Genomic DNA, 11445 nt, shown 5'->3' with positions numbered 1-11445 from the left:
TTGAGGCGCGGGGTCTGGGGCGGAGCCCCAGCAAGGCCGGGCGCAGCCCCCGGCCCGCAGCTGGGCCAGGGGCTGGCGCGTCCCGCCCCGGCCGACGGCCGAGACGGAGGTCCGGCACATCCAGCCCCGCCGGCGATTGAGGCGCGGGGGCCGGGGCGGAGCGCCGGCTGCGCCGGGGTCAGGCGAGGGCGGTGCGCCAGGATTCGACCGCGGCGGCGGAGACCGGGTGGGTCCAGCCCGACGAGCGGGCGGCGCCGCCGATGTGGAAGGCGGTGATGCCGGCCTCCCGGAGCACCGGGACGTGGGCCAGGGTGAGCCCGCCGCCGACCAACAGCTCGGCCGCATAACCCGGCTCACCGCACCGCGCCGCCTCCGCGACGAGGACCGGGAGCCCCTCCTCCACGCCCTCCGCCGCCCCGGCGGTCAGGTACGTGTCCAGGCCGGGCAGGTCCGCCAGCGCCTTGCGCAGCTGGTCCCGGTCCGCGGCCCGGTCGATGGCCCGGTGGAACGTCCACCGGCAGCCCCCGAGCTCCCCCGCGACCGCCTCGATCGCGGCGAGGTCCGGACGGCCGTCCGGGGTCAGGAACCCGAGGACGAACTCCTCGGCCCCCTCGGCCCGCAGCGCCCGCGCCTGCGCGGCGAGCCGGTCCACCTCCTCCGCGGACCCGGCGCAGAACCCGTCCGCCGCCCGCAGCATCACGCGCAGCGGGATGTCGACCGCGGCCCGGATCGCCGCGAAGGTCTCGCGCGTCGGGGTGAGCCCGTCGGCGGCCATGTCGCTGACCAGTTCCAGTCGGTCCGCCCCACCGGCCTGGGCCGCGACCGCGTCCTCCACGTCGAGGGCGATCACCTCCAGGACTGCACGGTTGCTCATTGGGCCCACTCCTCGGGAAAGCCGAAGCTCTGAAGCTGCAGCGAAAATAGGTCTAGTCCAATATCCAGGGTACGGGCCCGCCCACCCCTTCACCAGCACCCGCACCCACCTCCGCGCGCCACCCGACAATGTGGGGTATGGCCGACACCCCGAAGCCCGAAGCGCACGCCCGCCTCCGCTCCCGCTGGCACGCCACCGCGGCCGCCGCCGGCGCCCCCGCCGGCAGCGACCCCGGACCGTACGCCGACCGGCTGCTCTCCGCCTGGGCGGAGCCCCAGCGCCGCTACCACACCACCGCGCATCTGGCCGACGTACTGGCACGGATCGACGTACTCGCCCCGCACGCCGCCGACCCCGCCGCCGTCGAGCTCGCCGCCTGGTTCCACGACGCCGTCTACCGCCCCGACCGCTCCGAGAACGAGGAGCGCAGCGCCGCCCTCGCCGAGCGCGCCCTGCACGAACTCGGCATACCCGAGGAGCGCACCGCCGAGGTGGCCCGCCTCGTCCGGCTCACCGTCACCCACGACCCCGCCCCCGGTGACACCAACGGCGAGGTCCTGTGCGACGCCGACCTGGCCGTACTGGCCGGCGAACCCGACGCGTACGCCGCGTACGCCGCCGCCGTGCGCGCCGAGTACGGCTTCGTCCCGGACGACGCCTTCCGTGCCGGCCGGGCCGCTGTCCTGCGGCAGCTGCTGGACCTGCCCCGCCTCTACCGCACCCCGTACGGCACCGCCCACTGGGAGGCCCCGGCCCGCCGGAACCTCGCCGCCGAGCTGGAGGAACTGGGAGAACCCGGGGAATGAGATCCACTTCGGGGTCGTTCGGACAACACATGCCGCCCGAAGCCTCCCGCCCCCGCTCCCGCATGCCCGTCGCCGTCCACGTCCTCGGCCTGGCCGTGTTCTCGCTCGGCACCAGCGAGTTCATGCTGTCCGGCCTCCTGCCGCCCATCGCCGAGGACATGCACGTCAGCATTGCGCGGGCCGGGCTGCTCATCTCGGCCTTCGCCATCGGCATGGTCCTCGGTGCGCCGCTGCTGGCCGTGGCCACGCTCCGGCTGCCGCGCCGCACCACCCTCATCAGCCTCATCAGCCTCTTCGGCCTCGGGCAGGTCGCGGGCGCGCTGGCCCCCTCGTACGCGCTCCTCTTCGCCTCCCGCATGGTCTCCGCCCTCGCCTGCGCCGGCTTCTGGGCGGTCGGCGCGGCCGTCGCCATCGCGATGGTCGAGCGTGACCAGCGCGCCCGCGCCATGGCCGTCATGATCGGCGGGCTGTCCCTCGCCAACGTCCTCGGCGTCCCCGCCGGCGCCTTCCTCGGCGAACGCCTGGGCTGGCGCGCCGCGTTCTGGTCGGTCGGCGCCGCCTCCGCGGTCGCCCTCGCCGGCATCCTGGCGCTGGTCCCGCGGATCCCGCTGCCCGCCGAACGGCCCGCCCTCCTCCGGGAGCTGCGCATCTACCGCGACCGCCAGGTGTGGCTGGCCGTGGGCATCACGGCCCTGGCCGCGGGCGGCGTCTTCTGCGCCTTCAGCTACCTCTCGCCGCTGCTCACCGAGGTGGCCGGCCTGGACGCCGGCTGGGTGCCGTGGGTGCTCGCGCTGTTCGGGGTCGGCGCCCTGGCCGGCACCACCGTCGGCGGCCGGATCGCCGACGCGCACCTGTTCGGGGTGATGCTGTGGGGCATCACCGCCTCGTCCGTCCTCCTCGTGGCGCTGGCCCTGCTGGCGTCCGCGGCCGTGGCGGCCGTCGGCCTGTCGTTCCTGATCGGGTTCTCGACGTTCTTCACCGCGCCCGCGCTGAACGCCCGCATGTTCAACGTCGCCGGGGCCGCCCCGACCCTGGCCGGGGCCACCACCACGGCCGCCTTCAACGTCGGCAACACGGGCGGCCCGTGGCTCGGCGGCACGGTCATCGACGCCGGCCTCGGCTTCGAGGCCACCGCCTGGGCGGGCGCCGCCATGACGCTCACCGCGATCGGCCTGGGCCTGCGCGCCCTCCACCTGGACCGCCGCACCCCACCCCCCACCAGCCGCGTGATCGCCTCCTCGGCCCCGACCCCGACCGCTGCCCCGACCCCGACCGGTGCCCCGGCCCCGACCGGTGCTCCGGCTCCGGCCGCGCCGTAGTCCCCGTGCGGCAGACGCGGCTACGCCGGGCGGTGTTTCGGGCGGCGTAGGCCCGACTCCGTCAGGCGGCGGACCAGCTCCTTGCTGCCCACCTCGCGGGCGCCCGCCGCCACCGCGGCCGCGTAGCGGTGCTCGGGGACGTCGTAGTGGTCGCGCTCGAACGCCTTGCGCGGGCAGCCGATCGACTCCGCGAAGGCGTGCAGCTCCTCGTACGAGACGTCGCTGACCAGGTGCGACCACATGCGGCCGTGGCCCGGCCAGGTCGGCGGGTCGATGTAGAGCGTCACGGGCGGCTCACCGGCCGGGGCCGAGGACGGGGCCGAGGCCGCCCACCGCGGCGACCTTGACCCCCGCCTTGGCACACACCCAGTGCGGATCGGGCCCCAATTCCGGCTCCACGTCCAGCGCGTGCGGGTCGCCGTGGAAGCAGACGGGGCACAGCGGCCAGCGCCCGTACTTCTCCAGCAGCGCGTCCTGCACGTCCTGGGCGACGAGCCCGGCGAGGTAGTCGACCCCCTCCGGCCACTGCTCCACCCACCACCGGCGGTGCGTGACCGAGTCCTCGACGAGGGAGACGACATCGGCTTCGGCGACCTCACCGGCGACGAGATCGGCGAGAACGAGGGCGCGGGCGGCGTGCAACGCCTGTTCCAGGGGGGTTGCATGGTCCATGCGCCCATTGTGAACCCCTACCGGGCACGTGGCGAAGGCCTGCGAAGGCCCTCTTATGCCGTATTGACCCGATTCCGGCCCGAAAATAGATTTCAGGCATGCGCGACGAGGCGAGGGAAAGCTTCGGTGCGGCGATGCCGCTCCGGGCCCGCGTCCGCCGCCTCGCGCCCTCCATGACCCGCTGCGTGCAGGCGGCCGCCGAGGCCGTCGCCGAGGCCGTCGCCTCCGATCCGGCGGCTGCGCCCGGCTCACCGTCTCCGCCCCCGCCGACACCGCCGCCGGGCTCGACGTGGCCGCACCCGGCCGCCGCCGTCACCGCGCTCGCGACCGCCGGCCGCATCGCCTGCGCACGGCCTTCGAGCGCGGCGCCACCACCGTCGCCGTCACCGGCCGGCCCGGCGCGCCCGTCGCCCGGTACGCCGGCCTCGTGCCGGCCGCCCCCGCGCTCGCCGCCTCGTACGAGGCCTCGCCCCCCGTCGCCGAAATGCCTGCCAGGAGGCCCGCCCGTGACCGTCCCCAAGACCGCCGCGAAGAGCGTTTCGAACGCCGCCCCGACGACCGCCCCGGACGCCGCGCTGCGCGCCCAGCTCGACACGCTGACCACCGAGGCCTTCCGCCCCGAGCTGGCCGGGATCGACCGGCTCGGCACCCTGGAGCTCGCCCGGGCCATGAACGCCGAGGACGCCGCCGTCCCGGCCGCCGTCGCCGCCGAGCTCCCGCGGATCGCCGCCGCCATCGACGCCATCGCCGCCCGCATGGCCCGCGGCGGCCGCCTGGTCTACGCGGGCGCCGGCACCGCCGGCCGCATGGGCGTCCTCGACGCCAGCGAGTGCCCGCCCACCTTCAACACCGCCCCCGGCCAGGTCGTCGGCCTGATCGCGGGCGGCCCGTCCGCCATGGTGCAGGCCGTCGAGGGCGCCGAGGACTCCGCCTGCCTGGCCGCCGAGGACCTCGCCGCCCTGGGCCTGACCGCCGACGACTGCGTCATCGGCATCTCCGCCTCCGGCCGCACCCCGTACGCCGTCGGCGCCGTCGCCCACGCCCGCCGCCGCGGCGCGCTCACGGTCGGCCTGTCCTGCAACGCCGGCTCCGCCCTCGCCGCCGCCGCCGAGCACGGCATCGAGGTCGTCGTGGGGCCGGAGCTGCTGACCGGCTCGACCCGCCTGAAGGCCGGCACCGCGCAGAAGCTCGTCCTCAACCTCGTCTCGACCATCACGATGATCCGGCTCGGGAAGACGTACGGGAACCTCATGGTCGACCTGCGCGCCTCCAACGAGAAGCTGCGCGCCCGCTCCCGCCGCATCGTGGCCCTGGCCACCGGCGCGCCCGAGGAGGAGATCGAGGCCGCGCTCACCGCCACCGGCGGCGAGGTCAAGGCCGCGATCCTCGTCCTCCTCGGCGGTGTCGACGGCCCGGCCGCCGCCGAGCTGCTCACCGCCTCCGACGGCCACCTGCGGGCCGCCCTCGCCCGGGCCGCCGGCACCTCCACACCCTGACCGCACGCTCCCGCCCCGCCACCGGCCCCTTCCCCGACGCAAGGCGATCCCCCCATGTCGACTGACAAGCACCGCGCCACGGCCGCCGCGATCCTCCCCCTCGTCGGCGGCCCGGACAACATCGGCTCGATCGCGCACTGCATGACCCGGCTGCGCATCGGCCTGCACGACCGCTCGCTCGTCGACGACGAGGCCCTGCGGGCGCTGCCCGCCGTACTGGGCGTGGTCGAGGACGATACGTACCAGATCGTGCTGGGGCCGGGGGCCGTCGCCCGCGTGACCCCGGAGTTCAAGGCGCTCGTCGCGCAGGCCCGCCGCAGCACGCCGCCCGCGGGCCGCGCGAACACGCCGGCCGGGCCCGTGGCGACACCGGTGACCGCGGAGGAACTCGCCGAGCGCGGCGCGGCGTTGAAGGCGGCGCAGAAGGTTCGCAACGCCACCCCGGTCAAGCTGGCGCTGCGCCGCGTCGCGGACATCTTCGTCCCGCTGATCCCGGCGCTGATCGGCTGCGGCATCATCGCCGGCCTGAACGGCCTGCTGACGAACACCGGTTGGCTGCCGGCCGTGGTGCCCGCGCTCGCCGCGATCGCGTCCGGCTTCATGTCCCTCATCGCCGTCTTCGTCGGCTTCAACACGGCCAAGGAGTTCGGCGGCACGCCCGTACTCGGCGGCGCGGTCGCCGCGATCATCGTCTTCCCGGGCGTCGCGAAGATCGACGCGTTCGGCCACCACCTCGCGCCGGGCCAGGGCGGCGTGCTGGGTGCACTGGCCGCCGCCCTGCTCGCCGTCCAAGTGGAGAAGGGGTGCCGCACCTGGGTCCCGGAGGCGCTGGACAGCCTGGTCACCCCGACCCTGACCGTCCTCGTCGCCGGCCTCGCCACCCTGTTCGGGCTGATGTTCGCCGCCGGCGCGGTCGCCTCCGCCATCGGCGCCTTCGCGACCTGGCTGCTGCAGTCCGGCGGCGCCCTCGCCGGGCTGGTGCTGGGCGGGCTGTTCCTGCCGCTGGTGATGCTGGGCCTGCACCAGGCCCTGATCCCCATCCACACCACCCTCATCGAGCAGAGCGGCCACACGGTCCTGCTGCCGATCCTCGCCATGGCGGGCGCCGGGCAGGTCGGCGCGGCCCTCGCCGTCTACTGCCGGCTGCCGCGCAACCGGTCGATCCGTACGACCATCAAGTCCGCGCTGCCGGCCGCCCTCCTCGGTGTCGGCGAGCCGCTGATCTACGGGGTGTCGCTGCCGCTCGGCCGGCCCTTCGTCACCGCCTGCGTCGGCGGCGCGGCGGGCGGGGCGTTCGTGGGCCTGTGCCACCAGCTCGGCATCGCCTTCGGCTCCACGGCCATCGGACCCTCGGGCTGGGCCCTGTTCCCGCTGCTGGACGGCAGCTCGGGGATGGGCCTGACCGTCGCCGTGTACGGGGGCGGGCTCGCGGTGGGCTACCTGGTCGGATTCGCGGCCACGTACTTCTTCGGTTTCACCCGGCGGATGCTGACGGAATTGAACTCCGACCCGGGGTCAATTCCGGCCACGGGACAACAGGCCAACGAGCCTGCTATGGCGTGAATATGGATCCGGGAGAGAGACTGCCCGAATGCAGCTCCCCGCCGAAGCCGTCGCCGCCACCGCCACCGTCGAGGTCATCCGCCTCTCCGCCCGCCCCGCGCGCTACGGCGAACCCGTCACCGGACCCGTCGTCAGCCGCTGGACCGGGCAGGAGGCCGCGGACTCCCTCCGGTTGATCTCCTCCATGCCGCCCGGCGAGGCGCGCCTGTGCTTCTCGCCGGGGTGGGGGCTGCGTGCGTACGGGGCCACCGACGAGCTCCTGTTCGAGCTGATCTTCTGTTTCAGCTGTCACCACGGGTGGCTCTGGGGACCCGCCGTTCCCGAGGAGCTGGCCTTCGACACGCTGTCGGGCAACACTGCCGAGGCCGAGGCGCTGCTCGCGCACTTCCGCGATGCAGCCTGACGATCGGCCGACCGAACGGCCCGCCCTACCGGTCCCTCCCGTCCCGCCCGGCCCCGCCGCACCCGGTACGCCCGGCCCCGCCGCACCCGGCCCGGTCGTCCCGCCCGGCCGGATGGGCGCCGGGGCCCAGCCCTCCTTCCCGCTCGCACACGGGCGGGTGCTGCGCCCGTGGACCCCGTACGACGCCCCCGCACTGGTCGCGTCCTGCCAGGACCCGGACATCCGCCACTGGAACCGCCCCGAGCCGCACTCCCTGCCGCAGGCACGGCAGCGGATCGAGCGCTGGGGCGAGCGCTGGCACAGCGAGGACGCCGCGATCTGGGCCATCGCCCCGGCGACGCCCGGCTCACGGCCCGTCGGCCTGATCGGCCTGGCCGACCTCGACCTCCCGGGCGGCAGCGGCGAGTTCCTCTACTGGCTCCTGCCCGCCGGACGCGGCGGCGGGGTCATGGTCGAGGGCGTGCGCCGGATCAGCCGGTGGGCGTTCGAGGAACTCGGCCTGCACCGCCTGCGCATCACCCACTCGGTGGCGAACCCGGCGTCCTGCCACGTCGCCACGAAGGCCGGCTTCCCCCTGGAGGGCACCATGCGCGGCGCCCTCCTCCACGCGGACGGCTGGCACGACGAACACCTCCACGCCCGCCTCAGCACGGACACCTGACAGCACCCCGCCCCCACGCGAACAGCCGAATTCCAGCCAGTTTTGCCCCGACGCGTGAACGCACGTGAACCCACCACATCCGGCCAGGTGCGCTGAACGCCTGGCCGCGGCAACGCAGCATGCGCACAGGAGCCGGGGATCGGGATGCTCACCAGCCGATGACCGGGTCCACGTCGAAGATCGGGGGGAGGGTGCCGCCGGGGTCGAGGTTGACGAACGTGCGGCCGTACAGGGCGATCGACTCGCCCAGCGGGAGGTCCCGCAGGACGGTCGGCTCCCCCGCCGGCCTCCCGGTGGCCGGGTCGAGGTGCCACAGGTGGGTGTACGGGCCCCGCGACACCACGGCGATCCGCCCGGTCCGGCCGGTGCCGAGGGTGCGGACCGACCAGTCGTCGCCGAGGACCCGCCGCCACAGCAGGCGGCCGTCCCTCAGGGAGTACGCGGCCAGCACCTCCCGCTTCTCGCGCTCCGGGACGGGCGCGACGAACACGTCGCCGAGGACCAGCCACCGCCGTACGTCCCCGGCCGGGACGTACGGGGCGTCCGCGGTCCCGGCACCGCGCGGGCGGCCCGCGTCGTCGAACGCCAGCAGCCGTCCCGCGGCGACGACCGCGGCCGGGGCGGCCGAGACCAGGCGCGGCGCATCGATCCCGGCGGGCAGCGGGGCCTGCCAGGCGAGGGCGCCGGTACGGCCGTCCAGCGCGAGCAGTGCACTGCCCGACGCGGCGGAGCGGGCGAGGACCAGGACCCGGTCCGGGCCGGCCAGGACCTCGGTGGCGTCCGTGCCCTCGGGCAGGGGCGAGCGCCAGCGCTCGGTGCCGCCGCGCAGGTCGTGGGCGAGGACGGCGTCCGCCGTCGCGGTCACCGCGAGGGAGCCGCCCGCGGAGACCTTCCCGGCCGGGTTCGCGACGTCCGCCGTCCAGCGCTGCTCGCCGGTGGTGAGGTCCACCGCCACGAGGCGGCTGCCGCACGCGCCGCCGCCGGGCGCGGGGTCCGCGTAGGCGAGGATCCCGGTGTGGTCGGGGGTCTGCGGGCTCATCGCGCACACCGCACGGCCGTCGGCGGGGGCACCGAGCCCCCAGCCGCGGCGGCCTCCGCCGTCGTAGTCGGTCACGCCGTCCGTGCGGACCCGGATGACGGACCCGGTGCCCCGGTCCTCCCAGGAGCCCAGCGGCCTGCCCGCGGCCGGGCCCTCCGGGGCCTGGTAGCCGAAGAGGTCCATGTACGGGCCGCGCAGCCACGAGAAGCCGAGCCAGCCGGGCACCAGAGCGGCGAGGGCGATGACGGCGGCCGCGGCCCGGCCGCCGGCTGACCGGTACGGGCGCCGCCCCTTCACGGCCGCCCGCCACAGCAGGGCGGCGCCGGCCCCGGCGGCGAGCGCCCACAGCACCAGCCACCCCAGCCCGCGCGGGCAGCCGCCGGCCGTGCACGAGACCTCGGCGGACAGGTCGACGGCCGCCAGCTTCACGGACAGCACGCCGTACAGCACGGCAACGGCGCTCACCGCGCAGGCCGCGGCCACCAGGACGTGCCGCAGAACCCGCCCCGCGAACGACTCCGACGTCCCCGACGTCCCCGACGTCCCCGACGTCCCCATGATCCGAATCCCCTCCCGTCGGCCCGCAACGTAGTGCCGTCCCGGGGCGAAAATGCCTTGCGGGGCCCTCCGGACGCGGATCTACGGTGGGCCGGTGACCACTCGAATGATCATTCTCAACGGCGGGTCCAGCTCGGGGAAGTCCGGGATCGCCCGGTGCCTGCAGGCGGTCCTGCCCGACCCGTGGCTCGTCGTCGGCACCGACACGCTGGTCGACGCCATGCCGGCGGCCATGCAGGCGTCGGACGGCGGGATCGACTTCGCCCCGGACGGCGTGGTGAGCGTCGGACCGGAGTTCCGGGCGCTGGAGGCGGCCTGGATCCAGGGGGTCGCCGCGATGGCCCGGGCGGGGGCCCGGGTCGTGGTCGACGAGGTCTTCCTCGGCGGCGCGGCGTCCCAGCAGCGGTGGCGGGAGGCGCTCGACGGGGTCGACGTCCTGTGGGTCGGCGTCCGCTGCGACGGCGAGGTCGCGGCCGGGCGGGAGATCGCCCGCGGGGACCGGATCGCGGGGATGGCCGCGTCCCAGGCGGACCTGGTCCACCGGGGCGTGGCGTACGACCTGGAGGTCGACACCACCCGCGCCGAGGCCCTGGCCTGCGCCCGCGCCATCGCCGCCCACGTCCACCGCTGACGGCGGACCGGCGGACCGGCCCCGCCTACCGGGCCCGGGCCGCCTCCACGAAAGCGCGGATGAGGTCCGGGGACTTGACGCCGCGTTCGCTCTCGACGCCGCTGGAGACGTCCACGCCCCAGGCGCCGGTGGTCTGTGCGGCCTCGCGGACGTTGCCCGGGTTCAGGCCGCCGGCCAGCAGCCAGTGCCCTTCAGGGGCGGTGAACTCCTGCGCGGCCCAGTTCCACGGCTTGCCGGAGCCGGGGGCGGGGGCGTCGATCAGGAGCAGGTCCTCCCCGTACTCCCCGCACCGCTGCACGCGCTGCGCGGTGGCGCGCAGCAGGGTGCGGCCCTCGGCGCGCAGGGCCTCGTAGTACTCCGGGCCCTCGTCCCCGTGCAGCTGCACGCCCCGGACGCCGCTCTCCTCGGTCAGCCGCCGGACCTCTTCGACCGTCTGCCCGCGGAACACGCCGACGGTGAGCACCCCGTCCGGCACCCGGGCGGCCAGCTCCCGCGCCTCGGCGGCGCCGACCGTGCGGGGGCTGCCCGGCGCGAAGACGAACCCGACGGCGTCCGCCCCGGCGCCCACGGCCACGTCGACGTCGTGCGCGGTCTTCAGGCCGCAGATCTTGACGAAGAGATCGCTCATCCCCCCAGTCAACCAAAGTCACCCGACCGGCGCCGACCCCTTGCGGGGACCGGGCACGGCGGCCTTCCCGCCCCTAGCCTGGGACCAGGTTCACATCCAGGGCGCGGCGCGCCATACGGAGGACGACGGTGACGATCATGATCGAGCGGCCCACGCCCATGGACACGCAGGCGTCACCAGCGTTCGAGAGCCTCCTGCGCACCGTCGCGGAAATGGACACACCACACGGCTTCAAGGCCGAGCTCATCCGGGGGAAGATCATCGTGTCGCCGTTTTCGAAGCTGCGCTACTCCCGGCGCACGCGCCTCCTGCGGGAGCAGCTCCAGGCACACGTCCCCGAGGGACAGTTCGCTGACACTTCGCCCTTCCTCTTCCGCTTCCCGGCAGCGGAACGCGGCTACGGACCACACCTGTACGTCGCGGATGAGGCGGCCTTCGAGGAGGACGCGCTGCACGCGGACGCAGCGGCGCTCTCGCTGGTCGGAGAGTTCACGTCCGTCTCCACAAGGGACGCCGACTGGAACGAGAAGCTGGACGTGTACGGCTCGCTCGTGCCCGTTTACTTGGTCATCGACATGCAGGACTCGGAGATCACCTGCTTCTGGGACCCCTCGCCGCACGGATACCGCTCCCGTACGACGGTGTCGTCCGGCAAGCCCCTGCAGATCCCCGAGCCCTTTGGGTTCTCCCTCGACACGACCGGCTTCTAGAGGGCCCGGAAACGCCCGAGGGCGGCACCCCTCCGTGATGGAAGGGGTGCCGCCCTCGTTCGAGAACAGCCGATCAGCCAGGGGC

The 11445-nt window shown here is 75.2% G+C and carries 13 protein-coding genes; 8 read left to right on the top strand and 5 right to left on the bottom strand.

Going from position 1 to position 11445, the window contains the following annotated elements; all coding sequences use genetic code 11:
* Nucleotides 1-178: 178 nt before the first annotated feature.
* Nucleotides 179-874: a copper homeostasis protein CutC gene (locus AB0F11_RS22465; protein ID WP_362176472.1), complete on the bottom strand. Its 696-nt coding sequence runs from the start codon at nucleotides 872-874 to the stop codon at nucleotides 179-181.
* A 137-nt stretch (nucleotides 875-1011) separates the two neighbouring features.
* Between AB0F11_RS22465 and AB0F11_RS22460 the strand changes: the two genes are divergently transcribed.
* Nucleotides 1012-1680 carry a hypothetical protein gene (locus tag AB0F11_RS22460; protein ID WP_362176469.1) on the top strand — a complete coding sequence of 223 codons (669 nt, stop codon included), beginning with the start codon at nucleotides 1012-1014 and terminating at the stop codon, nucleotides 1678-1680.
* Nucleotides 1681-1742: 62 nt separating this feature from the next.
* A complete protein-coding gene (locus AB0F11_RS22455) occupies nucleotides 1743-2999 on the top strand; it encodes a Cmx/CmrA family chloramphenicol efflux MFS transporter (protein WP_362176505.1) in 1257 nt (418 codons plus the stop codon).
* Nucleotides 3000-3019: 20 nt separating this feature from the next.
* Here AB0F11_RS22455 and AB0F11_RS22450 read toward each other — a convergent pair whose 3' ends face one another.
* Together AB0F11_RS22450 and AB0F11_RS22445 are read right to left on the bottom strand one after the other, a co-directional pair.
* The gene (locus AB0F11_RS22450) at nucleotides 3020-3286 is read right to left on the bottom strand and encodes a DUF4031 domain-containing protein (protein ID WP_361916690.1); all 267 of its coding nucleotides are present in this window, start codon (nucleotides 3284-3286) and stop codon (nucleotides 3020-3022) included.
* A gap of 7 nt (nucleotides 3287-3293) precedes the next feature.
* On the bottom strand, nucleotides 3294-3671 hold the full coding sequence (locus tag AB0F11_RS22445; protein ID WP_362176466.1) for a hypothetical protein: 378 nt from the start codon (nucleotides 3669-3671) through the stop codon (nucleotides 3294-3296).
* A 575-nt stretch (nucleotides 3672-4246) separates the two neighbouring features.
* Here AB0F11_RS22445 and murQ point away from each other — a divergent pair.
* The 4 genes from murQ to AB0F11_RS22425 are packed head-to-tail and all read left to right on the top strand — an operon-like array spanning nucleotide 4247 to nucleotide 7794.
* Entirely contained in the window at nucleotides 4247-5167 is a 921-nt protein-coding gene (gene murQ, locus AB0F11_RS22440; RefSeq protein ID WP_362176502.1) for an N-acetylmuramic acid 6-phosphate etherase, read from the top strand.
* 54 nt (nucleotides 5168-5221) lie between these two features.
* Complete coding sequence (locus tag AB0F11_RS22435) at nucleotides 5222-6730, top strand: PTS transporter subunit EIIC (RefSeq protein ID WP_362176463.1); 1509 nt, start codon at nucleotides 5222-5224, stop codon at nucleotides 6728-6730.
* 28 nt (nucleotides 6731-6758) lie between these two features.
* Complete coding sequence (locus AB0F11_RS22430) at nucleotides 6759-7133, top strand: hypothetical protein (RefSeq protein ID WP_362176460.1); 375 nt, start codon at nucleotides 6759-6761, stop codon at nucleotides 7131-7133.
* Nucleotides 7123-7794, top strand: a complete 672-nt coding sequence (locus tag AB0F11_RS22425) for a GNAT family N-acetyltransferase (protein WP_362176457.1) — start codon at nucleotides 7123-7125, stop codon at nucleotides 7792-7794. Before AB0F11_RS22430 ends, AB0F11_RS22425 begins: the two co-directional genes overlap by 11 nt.
* A 148-nt stretch (nucleotides 7795-7942) precedes the next feature.
* Here the strand turns inward: AB0F11_RS22425 and AB0F11_RS22420 are convergent, their stop codons facing one another.
* Complete coding sequence (locus AB0F11_RS22420) at nucleotides 7943-9391, bottom strand: PQQ-binding-like beta-propeller repeat protein (RefSeq protein WP_362176455.1); 1449 nt, start codon at nucleotides 9389-9391, stop codon at nucleotides 7943-7945.
* 106 nt (nucleotides 9392-9497) lie between these two features.
* Between AB0F11_RS22420 and cpt the strand changes: the two genes are divergently transcribed.
* Nucleotides 9498-10022, top strand: a complete 525-nt coding sequence (gene cpt, locus AB0F11_RS22415) for a chloramphenicol phosphotransferase CPT (protein ID WP_362176499.1) — start codon at nucleotides 9498-9500, stop codon at nucleotides 10020-10022.
* 25 nt (nucleotides 10023-10047) lie between these two features.
* Here the strand turns inward: cpt and AB0F11_RS22410 are convergent, their stop codons facing one another.
* Nucleotides 10048-10650 carry a phosphoribosylanthranilate isomerase gene (locus AB0F11_RS22410; RefSeq protein ID WP_362176452.1) on the bottom strand — a complete coding sequence of 201 codons (603 nt, stop codon included), beginning with the start codon at nucleotides 10648-10650 and terminating at the stop codon, nucleotides 10048-10050.
* A gap of 137 nt (nucleotides 10651-10787) precedes the next feature.
* Here AB0F11_RS22410 and AB0F11_RS22405 point away from each other — a divergent pair, with 137 nt between their 5' ends.
* On the top strand, nucleotides 10788-11360 hold the full coding sequence (locus AB0F11_RS22405; protein WP_362176496.1) for a Uma2 family endonuclease: 573 nt from the start codon (nucleotides 10788-10790) through the stop codon (nucleotides 11358-11360).
* The last annotated feature ends 85 nt before the right edge of the window (nucleotides 11361-11445 follow it).

The sequence above is a fragment of the Streptomyces sp. NPDC032472 genome (assembly GCF_040636955.1).
Classification (GTDB): Bacteria; Actinomycetota; Actinomycetes; order Streptomycetales; family Streptomycetaceae; genus Streptomyces.
Note: the sequence above shows the minus strand (reverse complement) of the source record. Positions and strands in the feature narration are given on the sequence as shown.

Excerpts from the sequence above, each read along its gene's own strand:
- AB0F11_RS22410 (WP_362176452.1), bottom strand. The coding sequence starts at position 10,650 with ATGAGCGATCTCTTCGTCAAGATCTGCGGCCTGAAGACCGCGCACGAC.
- AB0F11_RS22445 (WP_362176466.1), bottom strand. The coding sequence starts at position 3,671 with ATGGACCATGCAACCCCCCTGGAACAGGCGTTGCACGCCGCCCGCGCC.
- AB0F11_RS22435 (WP_362176463.1), top strand. The coding sequence starts at position 5,222 with ATGTCGACTGACAAGCACCGCGCCACGGCCGCCGCGATCCTCCCCCTC.
- AB0F11_RS22420 (WP_362176455.1), bottom strand. The coding sequence starts at position 9,391 with ATGGGGACGTCGGGGACGTCGGGGACGTCGGGGACGTCGGAGTCGTTC.
- AB0F11_RS22460 (WP_362176469.1), top strand. The coding sequence starts at position 1,012 with ATGGCCGACACCCCGAAGCCCGAAGCGCACGCCCGCCTCCGCTCCCGC.
- AB0F11_RS22465 (WP_362176472.1), bottom strand. The coding sequence starts at position 874 with ATGAGCAACCGTGCAGTCCTGGAGGTGATCGCCCTCGACGTGGAGGAC.
- AB0F11_RS22425 (WP_362176457.1), top strand. The coding sequence starts at position 7,123 with ATGCAGCCTGACGATCGGCCGACCGAACGGCCCGCCCTACCGGTCCCT.
- AB0F11_RS22430 (WP_362176460.1), top strand. The coding sequence starts at position 6,759 with ATGCAGCTCCCCGCCGAAGCCGTCGCCGCCACCGCCACCGTCGAGGTC.
- cpt (WP_362176499.1), top strand. The coding sequence starts at position 9,498 with ATGATCATTCTCAACGGCGGGTCCAGCTCGGGGAAGTCCGGGATCGCC.
- AB0F11_RS22405 (WP_362176496.1), top strand. The coding sequence starts at position 10,788 with ATGATCGAGCGGCCCACGCCCATGGACACGCAGGCGTCACCAGCGTTC.
- AB0F11_RS22455 (WP_362176505.1), top strand. The coding sequence starts at position 1,743 with ATGCCCGTCGCCGTCCACGTCCTCGGCCTGGCCGTGTTCTCGCTCGGC.